General features: G+C 33.3%; 8 protein-coding genes. 2 read left to right on the top strand and 6 right to left on the bottom strand.

Features of this window, described 5'->3' with window-relative positions; translation table 4 throughout:
- Positions 1-48: 48 nt before the first annotated feature.
- The 6 genes from R7X45_RS02335 to secA all read right to left on the bottom strand — a co-directional run bounded on the left by R7X45_RS02335 (position 49) and on the right by secA (position 7,851).
- On the bottom strand, positions 49-747 hold the full coding sequence (locus R7X45_RS02335) for an MPN527 family putative ECF transporter permease subunit (protein ID WP_334308705.1): 699 nt from the start codon (positions 745-747) through the stop codon (positions 49-51).
- A 2-nt stretch (positions 748-749) separates the two neighbouring features.
- Positions 750-1,364, bottom strand: coding sequence for a uracil phosphoribosyltransferase (gene upp, locus R7X45_RS02330; RefSeq protein WP_318055771.1), 615 nt, complete (start codon positions 1,362-1,364; stop codon positions 750-752).
- 90 nt (positions 1,365-1,454) lie between these two features.
- Positions 1,455-2,120, bottom strand: coding sequence for a deoxyribose-phosphate aldolase (gene deoC, locus R7X45_RS02325; protein WP_318055770.1), 666 nt, complete (start codon positions 2,118-2,120; stop codon positions 1,455-1,457).
- A 40-nt stretch (positions 2,121-2,160) separates the two neighbouring features.
- Positions 2,161-3,444 (bottom strand): thymidine phosphorylase, encoded by a 1,284-nt coding sequence (locus R7X45_RS02320; protein WP_044285915.1) that lies wholly within the window; start codon positions 3,442-3,444, stop codon positions 2,161-2,163.
- Between the two features lie 3 nt (positions 3,445-3,447).
- Entirely contained in the window at positions 3,448-4,146 is a 699-nt protein-coding gene (deoD, locus tag R7X45_RS02315) for a purine-nucleoside phosphorylase (RefSeq protein WP_318055769.1), read from the bottom strand.
- Positions 4,147-4,803: 657 nt separating this feature from the next.
- Complete coding sequence (secA, locus tag R7X45_RS02310) at positions 4,804-7,851, bottom strand: preprotein translocase subunit SecA (protein WP_318055768.1); 3,048 nt, start codon at positions 7,849-7,851, stop codon at positions 4,804-4,806.
- Positions 7,852-8,247: 396 nt separating this feature from the next.
- Between secA and R7X45_RS02305 the strand changes: the two genes are divergently transcribed.
- Positions 8,248-12,516 (top strand): P110/LppT family adhesin N-terminal domain, encoded by a 4,269-nt coding sequence (locus tag R7X45_RS02305; RefSeq protein ID WP_318055767.1) that lies wholly within the window; start codon positions 8,248-8,250, stop codon positions 12,514-12,516.
- 118 nt (positions 12,517-12,634) lie between these two features.
- On the top strand, positions 12,635-16,106 hold a 3,472-nt coding region (locus tag R7X45_RS02300; protein WP_420372469.1), incomplete at its 3' end, for a P97 family adhesin.

Raw genomic sequence — 16,106 nt, 5'->3', positions numbered from 1 at the left:
AATTATAAATAAATATTTTTATTATAAGGAAGTTTGCTTATAAATTGCTTAGTTTAGCCTCTTATTTTTGTGAAAATGTTCAATAATCATGTAAATAGGAGAGGCTAAAACTGATTGGAAAGCAAAATTTGCAAGATTAAAGGGAATAAAAACACTAAAAATAAAAGACCAATAAGAAAAATTTTCGGTTCCTAAAAACTTTTTTTGAATATCATCCCACCCCTTATAAACTAGGTCAAGAGATACTGAACTTATTGCTTTAAAAAGTTTTAAATAAACTGGAAGAATCAAAACTCCGTTTAAAAAAGTCATCATCAAACTGGTTGTAAGGGTTGAGACAATTAGTGATAAAATAATGAACCTTTTTATTTTAGCGAAATTTTTAAAAATTTTGATAAAAAGATAACGAAAACCAAAAAATGAAAAAATGTATATAACTGAAGCTAAAAATAGTACAAAATGGCCAAAATAGATAATGTCAATCCCGCCAAAATGGTTAAAAATAAGTCAAGGACCGATTGCAAACCTAACCAAAAGGCATAAAAAACCCAACCAAAAACTACCCAGCAAGAATATTGGCACTAAAAAAAGGGTGGATAAGTCAAATTTTAGTCCAAGATTTTGAAAAAACGGTCAGGAAAAATAATTGTGTGAAAAAATAAAAAAAAGTAACGAAAGGCTAAATAAAATTCCAGTAATTGCAATTTTGAAATTATAGTTAGAATTTCACGAAATTGAAGTTTTCAACTCTAATCCCCAAAGAAACGATCACCGGCATCACCAATTCCAGGAATAATGTAACCTTTTTCATTAAGTTTTTCATCTTTCTGGCCAAAAAAGATACTTACTTGCGGGTATTTCTTGGCAATTTTATCAAGACCTTCTTGAACAGTTAAAATTGTGGCAATAATTATTTTGTCAAACCCTTTTTCAATAAGGTAATCAATCGTGCTAATTATCGAATTCCCTGTTGCTAAAATAGGATCTAAAATAATTGCAACTGAATTTTGGGTAGCTTTTGGCAAATTTAGATAGTAAGTTGTATTTGAAAGATCTAAGTTTCGCTTCATTCCTACGGGCGCAACTTTTGCATCAGGAACTAGATTCAAAAAAGGATCTAACATTGCAAATCCAGCGCGTAAAATTGGCACAAAAACAACAGAGTCGCTAATTTTTGTTCCTAAAAAAGGTTCATTAAAAATAGATGTGCCATTAAAATCTGTTGAATTAAGTTTGGCTAAAACAGGGAAGGCAAGTAAATAAGAAATTTTCTCAATTGCTGCCCGGAAATCAACTAAAGAAATATTTTGCCTTATTTTAGCAATTTCGCTAGCAATTATAGGATGACTAACATTTACTTGCATAATTTTTTCCTTTAAATTTAAATTTAAAATTAAAATTAACTTTGAAATTTGAATTTTTTAAATTATAACATAATTTAAAAAATTCAAAAACTAATATTCAGATTTTTTATCGTCTAAATTTTCGACAATACTTACAGACTTAGAAGTCCCAAAACGAGTAGCACCTAATTTATAATATGTTTTAATATCTTCAATTGAGGAAATCCCGCCTGCTGCTTTTATTTGTAAGTTTTTACTTTTATTAGCACTCATTATTTCAATGTCTTGAACAGTCGCGCCGCGGTAAGAAAATCCTGTTGAGGTTTTAATAAAATCTGCATTTGATTTGCTTACAATTTTAGTAGCCTCGGCAATTTCATTTGCTGATAAAAGTGCAGTTTCGACTATAACTTTCAGAATTTTTGTTCCAATTTCTTTTTTTATTAGGTTAATTTCATTGATAACAAAGTCAAATTCTTTTTCCTTAAATTTGCCAATATTCATTACCATATCAATTTCATCAGCCCCGTGCATTATTGCAAGACTGGCTTCTTTTTGCTTTACAGCGCTAACTTGATTTCCAAGCGGGAAGCCAATTACAGTGACAATTTTAATATCAGTGTCTTTTAGTTCTTGTTTTGCTAACTTAACTCAAGTAGGTGCGATGCAAATAGCACCAAAATTGTATTTTTTTGCCTCAGCAATTAGGTTTTTGATATCTTGAGAAGTTGTCTGGGCTTTTAAAATTGTGTGATCGATTAATTTATTGAAATTCATAAATCTCCTTTTAAAATAAAAAATATGTTTTTAAATTAGGTTAATTTAAAAACATATTTTCAACTTCTGGCTCAGGTTTAATTGAGAAAGTTTTTGCAATTAAATCCTGAATTTTGCTCAAGTCAATCGGATTAGAAGAATAAAGGCTAAAAATTAACTGATCGTCTTGAACATATGTTCCAGATTCAACTTCTAGACAAATTCCGGCTTCATAGTCGATTTTTTGGTTTAATTTAGTACGACCTCCGCCTAAAAATGCAACAATTTTTCCAAAATTTATTGCATTTTCCCATTTTATATATCCACTTTGTGGTGCAAAAATTTGTTCCTTATATGCTGGAATTCAAAAGTTTGAAGACTGAATTGTTGCCGGATTTCCACCTTGGGCTACTACCATTTTTAAGAAAATTTCATTTGGAAGTTCAGACTCAATAATTTTGGTAACTTTTTCACGGGCTTTTTCAATTTTTAGCTTTTCAATTTCAGAAAGTGTTTGGGCCACTAATTCTTTTGCAAAATCAGCAAGTTGGGACTGTTGACCTTGAAGAATCGCCAATGATTCAATAATTTCATTTTTGTTCCCGATCATTCGTCCAAGTGGGGCATCCATGTTGGTAATTTTAACAATAGTTTTTTTCCCAAATCTTTTTCCGAGCATTTTGATTTTACTTGCTAATTTTTTTGCCTGTCCAAGATCAGTCATAAAAGCGCCACTTCCACATTTTACATCAATTAAAATAACATCTGTGTCAGTAGCAATTTTTTTTGACATTATCGAGCTTGCAATTAACGGAATTGACGAAACTGTTCCACTAACATCACGAAGCGCGTAAATTTTTTTATCAGCAGGAACAATTGCATTTGACTGTGCGGTAATTGCTATTCCAATTTTTTGAACTTGATCTAAAAAACTAGCTTCAGTTAGTTGAGTTTGAAATCCAGGAATTGACTCAAGTTTGTCGATTGTTCCACCAGTAAATCCAAGACCTCTTCCAGACATTTTGGCCACTTTGTAGCCAAGAGCGGCAAAAATTGGTCCTATTATTAGTGATATTTTATCACCAACACCGCCTGTTGAGTGCTTGTCAATTTTAACTCCGTTAATTTTTCTGAGATTTATTGTCTTACCTGATGCAATAATTTCGCGAGTAAAGAAATAAAGCTCATCATCATCAAGGCCGTTAATTAAAATTGCCATTAAAAAAGAAGAAAACTGGTAGTCGGCAATTAGCCCAGACAGAAATCCATTAATCATGAAATGAATTTCTTCTTCGCTTAAATGTTCTTTTTTGACTTTTTTTTCAATAATTTCAAATAAATTCATATTTTATAGTGCTCCAAGGGCAATTTCAATCATTTCTTCAAATTTTTCTTGTCTTGCTAAAGGATCAAGTGAAGTTTTGGTAATTAAACTATCAGAAATTGTAAGAATTGAAGCTGCCTTTTTTTGCAAGTGATTAGCTATTGTAAAAAGAGCAAAAGATTCCATTTCTACTGCTTGTGCTCTTGAAAGTTGGATTGTTTTTGATAAATCGCGGGTAGAGTAAAAAACATCAGTTGAGTGAATATTTGTATAAACCGGACTCAAACCTAATTTTTCAGCACTATGAAATAAATTAGCCACAAGTTCCAAATCAGGGTAGGTTAAATGAGATTGACCTTGTCCTAAAAGTGCCGGAAATGAACAAGAATCTGATCAGGCTGATTTTGCAATAACAAGGTCAAAAATTTCAAGATCCTTATCATAAGAGCCAGCTGATCCAATCCGAATTATTTTCTCAACATCATAAAACTTAAACAGTTCATAGGCATAAATACCAATAGAACCAGAACCCATCCCTGAGGCAGCGATAGTTACTTCTTTGTCTTTATATTTGCCGGTAAAAATTAAGTTATTACGGACTTTTGAAACAAGTTTTGCGTCGGTTAAGAAATTTTTAGCAATAAACTCTGCTCGAAGTGGATCTCCGGGCATTAATACAACTGGCGCAATTTCATGTTTCTTAGCTTCAATATGTGGTGTCATGATTCTCCTCTTAGGCATATTATAATATAAAAAAGCATTTTGGCTATTAAATTTTTGCAAATGTTAAAAATGATTTCTAAACAGCATAACATTTTGCGCAAATTCGAAACTTAATTCAAAAAAGACTAAAGCATGAACCAAAAACTAATGAAAAACTATAATAAATAATCCCGTACAACAAGAAATTAACCAAATTGAAAATAATTAAAAATGAAAAAGCTAAAGAAACTGCAATTAAAAAGGGTTTACCTTTTTTCTGCGAAAAATTGCACAAATCTTTTTGAAATCTTTTGTCATTAAATATACTATTTTTTCAATAAATTGGACTAATTTTTGGCAAAAACAGCAAAAAAAGCAACAAAAAAAACAAAAAACTAGCAAGACCACTAAGGCCTACAAAAATCGCAAAGGTGAAGTTTTGAAAGAACCAAAAGTAGAAAAAATTTTCTACAACAGAAAGGACCAAACCTAAAAGAGACAAAAAGTAGCTAATTTTCGCCAATAAAAGCAAAACATTAGTATTTTTTAACATCCTTTGACTTATCCTCTCTGCCAATTTTAGCATCTTTTAGTAAAAAACCAAGAAAAAAGTAAAAACAAGCAAGTTTTCTTATTTCCTTTGGATTTTAAAGTTTTTCTTTAATTTTAGGGGGGCCTTTAGTTGCTTGAATTTTGCAAGTTAGAAGCCTGATCTGCGGCCGGTTTTTCTGTATTTTCCAGATTTTCTGACTCTTGTTGGTCGCTTGAATTTTGCAAGTCAGAAATCTGATCTAGGCCGGGTTTTTCTGTATTTTCCAGATTTTCTGACTCTTGTTGGTTGCCCTGCTCAGCTCTGGCCATTTCTTTTTGCCTGTCAAGTTCTAACATTTTCATGATCACATCAGGATCGTCTTTTACATCAAAAAAGAAGTTTGAAGGTAAAAAGTCATCTTGATTATTTTGGTTGGTTTGGTTTTGCTCACTAGTTTCAAAAAAGCTCTCAGCATTTTGGCCTGGCTCAGGTGCTGGCATTTCAGAGTCAATTTTGAGTTCTTTTTGACCCAGAAGTTCAAGTTGTTCTTGGTTCATTCTTAGCAAAATATTACGTTTTTCGTCAAGGGGCATATCTTCTTTGAGATTAACAAGTTTATTGTTGGCAATTTGTCAGAGTTCAAATCCGCCGCTAGCATCGAGTCTTTGAATGTTATTATTTTTGAGTTGTTCGTAAATAAATTCAGGCTGGGATTCTTTTTCAATTTGTTTTGCATAAGCAATTCGGTCTTCATTAGTTGCAATTAGCTGGGCAACAATGTGATCTGGGGTGTCAGATGGATAAGAAATTGCACTACCATCAGAAAGAATTGCCTGGACATATTCGATTTTTTCGGCATTAGAATTATTAAAAAGGCCAACAATTGCCTGATAAGCTGACTCGGAAATTAAAATGTTAAATTTAGAAGTAGCCTGTTCGGTAAAAATTTGGTAAGGATTTTTTTGGGAATACTGGACTAAATTTGCCGAAGAGCGAAGTTTGTCGATTGTGTCAATATGATTTTGTCATTGATTATCAAGGACAGATAAAATTATGTGCCGCTCGGAGTCAAAATAGTTTTGGCCAATATTTTCTTTTAAGGTTGGCTGGAGAGTTTCAAAATAAATTTTATTTAGTTCCTGGACTAAAAAGTTGCTGAGTTCTTCAAAAGGGTATTTTTCAAGTCCGCTTTGGCCAAAGTCATAGCGAGTTATTCTTGAAAGGTTGTCGTTTAAAAAATCAACTAAATTTTTATAGTGAATTTCTTGGTTTGGCAGCAAAATAAAGTCATAACCTAAAATAACTTCAACAGTTCTAATGATCATCTTTTTAATATAGTGATCAAAATTATCAATTTGGAGCAAAATATCACGCTGAGTATAAATTAAATCACGTTGCTGGCGAATAACATCATCATAACTCAGCACGGTTTTTCGCATATCAAAGTTAAAGCCTTCAATTTTTTTCTGGGCTGCTAGTAAAACTGAGTGAATATATTTTCCTTTGATTGCTCCTGCAGTTAGGCCGTATGTGTCAAAAATTTGTTCAAAATTGGAAAAACGGCGCAATAACTGGTCTTGAAGGGAAATAAAAAACCTTGAGACACCAATATCACCTTGACGACCTGCCCGACCACGAAGTTGGTTGTCAATTCTTCTTGATTCAGCCTTGTCCGTTCCTAAAATATAAAGTCCGCCAAGGTCAATAACTCCAGGTTCAAGAATAATATCTGTTCCCCGCCCGGCCATATTTGTTGCGATTGTTATTGCATTTTTACGGCCAGCTTTTGCGATAATTTCAGCCTCAAGTTGGTTTTGTTTTGCATTTAAAACTGTATGAAACAGCCCTTTTTGGTTAAGCATTTCTGATAAGGTCTCAGAGTCAACAACTTGGGAGGTTCCAATTAAGATTGGCTGGCCAGTTTTATGAACTCTTTGGACTTCGGCAATAATTGCTTTATTTTTTTGTTCAATTGTGGCAAAAATTTCATCTTTTTCATCGCGGCGCGCCAGTGGTTTATTTGTTGGAATAACATTGACACGCATATTGTAAACATCGATAAATTCTTGTTCTTCGGTTTTTGCAGTTCCGGTCATTCCTGAGAGTTTTTTAAAAAGACGAAAAAAATTTTGGTAAGTAATTGTTGCTAAGGTTTTTGTCTCAGGTTCAATTTCGATTCCTTCTTTTGCCTGAAGGGCTTGCTGGAGACCTTCAGAATAAGATCTTCCGGCCATAATTCGCCCGGTAAATTGGTCAACAAGCTCGATTTTACCGTCTTGGACAATATACTCAACGTCTTTTTTCATTACCTTATTGGCACGAAGAGCATTTTGAATTCGGTGAACAAGCTCAGAGTTTTCAATTTCATAAAGGTTGCGCAAACCAAAAAAAGCATTAGCTTTGTCAATACCTTTGTCATTCAATTTAATACCTTTTGTTTCTTGGTCGATATAAAAATCTTCATTTACAAGTGTATTTACAAATTGGTTGGCAGATAAATATTGCGCTGGAAGGTTGGATTTTCCACCACTAATAATCAAAGGAGTTTTAGCCTCGTCAATTAAAATTGAGTCAATTTCATCAATAAGGCAAAAATTTAGTCCCCTTTGAACTTTTTCAGCAGCACTATAGACCATGTTATCACGCAAATAGTCAAATCCTAATTCTGAATGAATTGAGTAGGTAATATCTGCAGCGTACATCATTCTTTTAGTTTCAGGATCCATTTGGGCTTTATTAATTCCAACAGAAAGACCTAAAAAATTATAGACTTTACCATTATCTTCAGCGTCCCGCTCAGATAGATATTCATTGACAGTTGAGACAATAACTCCTTGGCCTGAGAGTGCATTAAGATAAACTGGCGCAATTGAGGCAATTGTCTTACCTTCTCCAGTTTTCATTTCAGCAACTGAACCCATGTCAAGAATTAGTCCACCAAGAATTTGGACATCATATGGCGTTTTTCCAAGGATTCTTTTTGTTGCCTCGCGAGCTACGGCAAAAGCATCAACCCGAATATCTTTGAGTTTTTCACCATTTGCAAGCCGCTTTTTTAGAACATTTGTCTGATTAGCAAGATCCTGATCGGTCATTGAACCATAATAACCGCGCTTTTGGTTAATCTGCTTTAAAAGACGGTATGCAAGCCGTAGTTCTGAAGAAGTCTTAAAAAAATTGATAACCTTTTTCATTAGATTAGTTTCCTTCCTTAATTTATTAACTCATTCTTTTTAACCGTTAAATATTATACCACTTTTTTAATATAATATATAATTTATTTTTATTTTATTTATTAGGAGCGTTTTTGGCTTGGTCAGTCTTGGTTTTGGTCTTACTAATGGCGCAGAAAATGCCTTAATTTTAGCATATTTTTGAATAAAAAGGAAAAAATAATTTTCTTTTTGGTATAATTTTACTATTTATGAAAATTATAGTTTAAAAAAATAGGAGAAATTCATTTATTAGTCAAAAAAATAATTTATAATATATTTGGAAATTCAAACAACCTGCAAAAAAAAAAAAAAAAGGATAATTAAGTATTTCAAAAATAAAAAAAATTAATTTTTTTTGGTATAATTTTTTACATTATGAAAAAAGAAATTCGCAACAAAGTATTAATAGTTTTAGCGGGACTTAGTTTCATCGGAATTACAGCCGGAGTTGGTATTGGTCTGCAACGATCAGCTCTTAGCTCGTCTTACCTTTCACAATTTGATAATGATAAGTCCGAAACGAAATTAAACCCGCCAATAAACGATGCTGATTTGGTCGCTGCCATCAGCAATTTTAGTCTAAAACCCGAATGAAGCAAAATTTCAGCTTCACAGGCATTTAAATTACACAACGATAAATTATATGCCTTTAAATTAAGTCAAGCAGTTGATTTTTCAAAAGTTGATAATAAATTTTCTAATTTATTTTTCGATATTCAAGTAACTGAAGAAACAAAGGTTGAGTCAAATTCAATTAAGAACTTGACTGTTTTTGTTTTTGATAAAAAAACAAAAAAAGAAGTAGCAAGTCGTGCTTTTACTGCTAATCTTTCTGGCTTTAGTGCAATTGCCAAAGAAGATTTTCTTGAAAATTTCATTGCTGAGTCTTCAAAATATAATCTTGACAAGTCACAACTAACTAAAAAGTTTGCTTCAGATTCAATTTTTCCTTCAGCTTTTGCCCTTAAATTTCAAGATCAATTACTAACTAATCTTCGTAAGATTTCTCCTGAAATTTTTGAAGCTATAACTAAAACTCCAGATGGCGTTGCTGCTGGAGTAGCAACTCAGTTTCAGCAAGATTCTTCAGGCGGAGGAGGAAATGGTCAAGGATCAGGTGGAGCAGGCGGAGCATCTGGTGACGGCGCTTCAGCCGGAGCAGGTACTGGAGCCCAAAATGGATCAGCACAACCAGACGCAGATGGTTCTTCTCCTGAAGCCCCTAAAGTTGAAGCAACCCCTGAGACCCCTGAAGTTCCTTTAGTTTCTAAATTAAAACCAACAAATCCTAATCTTGAACTTGCACTTAAACAAACTTTAGAATCATTTGGTGGACTTGAATTAATTGCCGCTTCTGGTCTTCAGAGTTTAATTCCAAATGAGTATACTTTATTACCAGTTACTTCTGAAAAATCACTAGTTAAAATTGATATTGACGATGCAAAAGGTACTGCAAAAATTTGACTAAAATTATTGGATAAATCAAACAAAGAAAAATTAATTGGACTAGAAATTACCGGTCTTAGTTCAGTTGAGTCAATTAAAGATAAAATATTTGCAAAAATAAATAAAAATCAAAATAAATATATTAGTCTAAAACCACAAGTTGCGGAATATTTTAGAAAAAATCCTAATCAAAGTATTGCTAAATTAATTTCAGATTATCAAACCAAAAGTTCAGCTGCAGATTCAAAAGTAGCTGAGGTTCTTAAAAAATATCTAGAAAGTCCTGATTTAATTAAAAAAGCAATCAAGAGTGAGTCTTCTGGAACTGAAACTAAGCCTGCTGAAACTGCACCAGCAGCTCCAGCACAACCTGAGGTTCAAGCTGAAGAAGGAACTAAAAGCGAATTTGAAAAAAAATTAGTTGAACTTAGCACAAAAGATTCAAAAGCAACCGAAGCAATTAAAACTTATCTAAAAGACGAATATAACATTGATCTTAAGACAGATTCAGCTTCAACCCAACCTACCGCTGTTCAGGCAAGTGTTGCTGCAGTTTCATCTGCTGACCAAGTTCAAGTACAAGAACAACAACCTCAACAGCAGCAACCTCAACAACAGATGCAACAAGAAACTCAGTCTCAAGAACAACCTAAACAAGACACTCCTGAGGACATAGCTAAAAAAGATAAAGACTTTTACGCTCCTTATTTTGAAATTTATAATTATCAATTGCCAACTACTCAGTCTGAAGGTATATCTGCTTTAGTTACCCCAGATCAATTAGATTTTTGATTTGAAACTAAAGATAACCTTAAAGTTGATGATTATAATTTTGATTTTTCATTAGATCAAAATCAAGATGAGAAAAGCACAGATAAAACTCTAAAACTTAATGTTAATTTTGAAGCTGATTCTAATTTCAAATTAGAAGTTAGTCCTGAAAATGTTCCATTTTTAGATGTGTCTAAAGATATTGTTAAAGAGTCGGAAGTTCAAAGTACTGAGTCTAAAATGGTAAAGGTTGCTATTGAAGTAACTCCTAGTGCTCCAGAAAAAGATCATTCTTCATTTAGATTTACTGGTTGAACATTCCCAATTACAATTAACACAGAAGGATCAAAAGTTCAAAATGAACTTGAAAAACTAGTTGGTAATAACCACCAAGGAACTTTAAATAATACACTTCCTTATCTATTGTTCCAAAGTGATCTTGATTCTATTTTCAAAACTGCAAAGCTTGATTCATGATTTAGTATTTCAGATACTGAAAAAAATAATGCCAAGGCTTATTTAAAATCAACACTAAATCCAATTACTAACGAAATCAGTTTGCAAAAACCTAAAGTTGAAGCTACCCCAGCTCCGGCACCGGCTAATCCAGCTCCGGCACCGGCTCCGGCAAATCCAGGTACAGGTACAGCTGCAACTCCAGCACCAGGCACATCTACAACCCCAGGTTCAGACACATCAGGTTCAACTTCTGGCTCAACTTCAGATAATTCTTCTAGCTCAAGCTCAACTTCATCTTCTAGTTCAAGTTCATCTTCAAGCTCAGGTTCAAGCTCAGCTGCAACAGCTGCCGCAGCAACTTCTTCATCTTCAGTAACAAATGCAGCAACAGCTTTCCAAGATCCAGCAACTCCAGCTCCGAAAAAAGAACAAACTTTTGCTTTTGGTGATTATTTAATTAATTATCTTGATAAGTTTGAAAAATTCAATAAAGCTCAAGGGCAAAAATTAGCAATATCAAGTCAATATGACGAAAAAAATCGTTCATATAACTTTGTTTTTGAAGTTCTTGACAGTGATAATGACACAATAGCTTCATCAACATTCGGACTTGTTGGTGTTAATAAAAATAATACTGCTCTTAAAACATCACTTGCTTATGGTCCAGATGTCTTTATTGACGGAAGTTCTGGTCTTGATTTTCATGCCCATGAAGGTCAGACAAAATCAATTTTAACTAATGTTAGTTCAACAAAAACATCCTTCCAATATAAAGTAAATAATTTTACTGACAATCCTGAACTTGATAAGTTACTTAAAGAAAATGGATTTTACAACCAAAGAGCAACTGACGGAAAAGGTATAACAATTAAGCAACCGCTTGTTTATGATTTTGACAACCAAGGTTCTGTTTATGAATTTGATGGTAACACCAAAGGATTTATTAAAACACGTGGACGTCAGGTTGAAAAATCAACTCTGCAAGAAGGTGTAATGTATTTTGTCTTCAAACCTGAAAACATTATTGCTAAAACAGATCAACTAGTAGATCAATCATATAAATTATTATCAACCGCCCCAGAAGCGCGAAATGGTTCTTTTGGAGCAAGTTATCTTGAATTATTTAGAACTCATCATGATAATAGTAGCAACAGAATTTCACAACCACTAAACATAGGTTGAAGAATTGAAAAAGCTCGTTCATTAGCAATTGATAAAAATCAAATATCAACAACCGAACATAATTACCAAACAAAAGGGTTGGTTGTTTTCCGTGATGCCGATCCAGTAAGTAAACAAGATCCATCTAAACTTTATGATTATACAAAAGAAAAAACTGAAAATTTAAATGGTGACGGTGAAGATACTACTGACAAAATCACTGAGTCTAAGGCATTGTTTGGAACTGATAGCTCAACTGGAACTGGTGGTGTAGCCGCTACAGGTGCCCAACAACCAGACATTAAACCTGAAGTCGTAAATGAAGTATTTAAAAAATTCATTGAGTCTAAAGGTGTCGACTCTTCTACCCAAGGTCAAGGTCAAATTTATCAAGATGGTATTTGATTTAATCACACAAGACCAAGTCAAAATGTTTCACTTGAGTCATTCCTAAATAAAACTTGAATTTTAGAAGTTCGTATTGATAAATCATCCGTTACATTTAGTCTAATTGCCCAAAGAGAGCCAAATCAAGAGCCATATGTTTGAACAAGTCAACTACAGTCAATTTATAAAGACGCTAAACAGAATATTAATCCTGATACCCCAATTGGTGTAATGTTTGGTCGTGGAATTGATTATTCCCAAATTGGTGATCGAATAATTAGTGAGCTTGATTCTTCAGGCAAAGATCGTGAAGGAATAACATTTAAAGCTCTTGCAGTCTTTAAAGGTGAAAAAATGGCCAAAGATGACAAAGCTCGTCTTGAAATCCGTAAAGCCTTTATTGATCAATATTTTAAATAATCAATAATTAATTAACATTTGTTAATAATAAATATTAATATATTTAAATTAAGTCTTTAGTTATTTAAATAGCTAACTTAAATTAAAAAAGTATACTAAAAAAACCTGGAGGGGTTTTATGCAAAAGAATAAGGCAAAAATATTAATTGGTAGTGCCGCTGCAATTGTACTAATGTCGACGGTCTTTGGAACTGTCGCCGGACTTGCTGCTAAAACCAGATACCGTGGAGTTAATCCTACCCAAGGTGTTGTTAGTCAGCTCGGCCTAATTGATTCAGTAAGTTTTAAACCAAGCGTTGCTCACTTTACGAGCGATTATAAAACTGTTAAACAAGCACTTTTAGGGGACAAAACTTTTAATGCCAGTAGTAGCGAATTTAGCGATTTTGCTTCAAAATTCAATTTTTTAACTAACAATGGCCGTAGTGTCTTAGCAATTCCTAACAAATACAAAGTTGTTATTGAAAAATTTGAAGCCCAAGATGAACAACAACGCTTTTTCCTTTCATTTCATTTGGAAGAAACTCTTGAAGACAAAAATGTTGCCCGCTCAGCAACAAAATCAATTTACCTTTCGGTAGTTGATGCCCCAAAAGCTGCTTTGGCTCAATTTAGCGATATTGTTGACTCAAATTTTGCTAATTTGACTCCTAGTCCTCTTTCTCATTTTTCATCAACCTCAGTTAGACCTTTAGCCCTAACTCGTGCTGATGATTTTGCAAAAACATTGAATCAATTTGAGACATTAGAGGAATTTGAGTCTCATTTAAGTAAATTTTTTGATATTCAGGCAATTAAGGCAAAAATTCGTCTTGAAGCCCAAGGTTTTGGCTTTGCTAAAGGTGACTTAGAAGAACCTTTTGTATTTAGTTTTGTTAAAAATCCACAAAACACCAATGAATGAGCTACAAGTCTAAATCAACAAGTCCCTGCGGTGCGTTTATATTTAAAAACTGAATTCGGGTCTCAGGCAAAAGCTACTTTAGCTGACTATAAACATAAAGATGACTCACTGTTAACTTCAATTGATTTAATGGCAAGTGATAAGTCTACTTTATTTGCTAATACAAAAGACCTAAGCGATCAACTCGATGTTAATTTACTTGATGCTTCTGATTATTATATTGATCCAGATAAGCCTCAGGTTGACTCAACAACCGGAGTTTTACTTCCTTCTCAACTTAGTTTGTTCGATCGTGATTTATTAAGACAACCTTCTAATAAGCCAGTTGATAAATTTTCTTTGTTTCGTTATGATGCAATTAATTTTTACAAACAACTTCAAGAACTTGTAAGTAAGCCATCTGCAATTAAAGATATAGTTGATGCTAGCTTAACTCGCGGACTAACTTTTTCTTTTGGTAAATATGATTTACTTTTTGATAATTTACGCGAGCATCTTGATTATGACTTTTTAGTTTCCAGTGCTAAAATCCGTCAAAATTCCGTTTCAAAAAAATTATTTATTGAACTGCCAATCAAAATTAAGCTTAAGTCTTCAATTTTAGGCGACACAGAGCAAAATATTAAAACTATTTTGGAAAAAACTGTAAGTTTTAAACTTGATAATTTCCGTGATCAAAGTATCGAGGATGCCCTAAGCAGCCTTTATCCTGAACTTAGTCAGCAACTAAAAGACTTAAAAGATGCCCAAAGCACCCAAGATGCCGCCCAACAACTAGCTGCTACTTCGCCAATTCAGTCTCAGTGGACTAGTCAAACCCTAGGTGCAACCAAAGAAAATCCCTATGATATTAGGCAAGGTGCTCCAAAGTCTTATTTACTTTCAAAATACGAAATTAAGCAACTAATCGACCAAGGAGACTATAAAAAACTAATTAGTCTCTTGAGTGATCCAAATTCTTACAATATTGACTTTAAATTAGGTTCAACTCTACAAGCCCAAAATATTCAAGTTCCAAGCGAAACAGAAATAGCCAATTTAAATGCAACAATTGACTCAGCTCAGGCTTTAAAAAATGCTGATATTTATTCAGTTTCAACTTCGGCATTTAAAAATCGTGCTTCTTTATTTGCTTATTTCCGTTACCTTTTATCATTAGAACCTAAAGAGGCAATCAAAAAACTTGTTAATATTGGAACCCAAATGGGTCTTGAATTTGAAGGTTATCAAGACTTACCGTTAAATCCAACCTTAGAGGACCTAGCAAAAGTAAAAATTAAAACTAAATTTGACAACTTCCACCACGACCAAGATTTTCTAAGTGAGCAAGATGCCGAAGAAAACCAAGACGGATCTGTGGGAACAAAATTTGGTCTCAAACTTCTTGATTTTAATGGTTATTTTGCTAATGACATTACAAGTCCAAATCAAGGAATGGCTTTATTTTTACCAGCAAGTTTAGATTCTAGTTCAGTTCAGTCAACTACAGGTGCTGGTTCAACTACAACCCAAACCTCTCAAGACTGAAAAGAAGAAATTGCTAAAAAACTTGCTAGTGATAAAAATCAGTTAGCAAGTCTACCTTTTGCAATTTGAGACAGAATTATTGGCCAAGAAAAACAACAAGAAAAAGATCAAAAACTAACATACAAAATTCTTAAAAATTACCAAGAAGCAATTAAAATTGCTAAACAACCAGCTTTTTGAAATACTTTAGATTCTGACAATAAATCTCAAGTTCCTTTTAAAGATCAGAATTTTAGTAAAATCTCAAGTCTTAGTGATTTAGTTTTTGCCTTTTATACTCAGGCAGCCTTAGCTAATAATTGAAATGAATATCAAGACTCAGGAGCACGCCCTTCAATTAAATTTGAAATTGAAGAAGATGGTGCAACCTCTAAAGATCAAGGTAATATACTTGGTCTAAAAATTAAATATGTTGTTGGCTTTGATGATAATGCTGGTAAATTTGTTGATGATGTAATTTCTTCAAGCCCGCAGACAATTTTTGTCCGCACTTCAGGTAAGTCGGAAGCAGAAGTAAAACAAAAAAATAATTTAGACCAAATGGTTGAAGATGCCCCACTTTCAAGTCAGTCCTTAATTCTTGATGCTGAAAAATTTGGTCATTTACAAATTCTTGCTAATTCAATTTATGACAAGAAAAAACCAGCTCCAGAGCCAGAAGCTCCAAAAAATCCAGATAATATCCGCTGAATTGACGACAAAGTTCCAGGCCTACCTCGTCCAGAGGTAAAAAGACCTGAGATCAATCAAGATGAATTTTTCAAAGGCAAACTAAGACCAGTTGCCGTTGAGGTCTCAACCTTCTCTTCTCTAGACGAGAGTCCTTATTTTGCGACTCCTTTCCAAGACAGTCCCCAGACTAGTCAAGGTTCAGATTCAACATCTGAGAGTTCAAATCAAGACTTACAGACTCTAAAACAAAAACTCGAAATTCTTTTAGGACAGCAATTTAGTAATTATTTTAATAATCTTGATCCAAACATTAGTTTTGAAATTGAATCAGTAAAGCAAATCTCACCGGAGGTCTACAGCGTTAGTCTTTCATTAGTAAAAAATGTTGTTGACGGAAATACAACAACACGGGTAAAATCAGATAAAAGCCTAAGTCTAATAGTCCACAAACAACAAGACAACATTCCTGAACTAGCAAAGACTCCGG

Source organism: Mesomycoplasma ovipneumoniae (assembly GCF_033343935.1).
Classification (GTDB): domain Bacteria; phylum Bacillota_I; class Bacilli_A; order Mycoplasmatales; family Metamycoplasmataceae; genus Mesomycoplasma; species Mesomycoplasma ovipneumoniae_G.
Note: the sequence above shows the minus strand (reverse complement) of the source record. Positions and strands in the feature narration are given on the sequence as shown.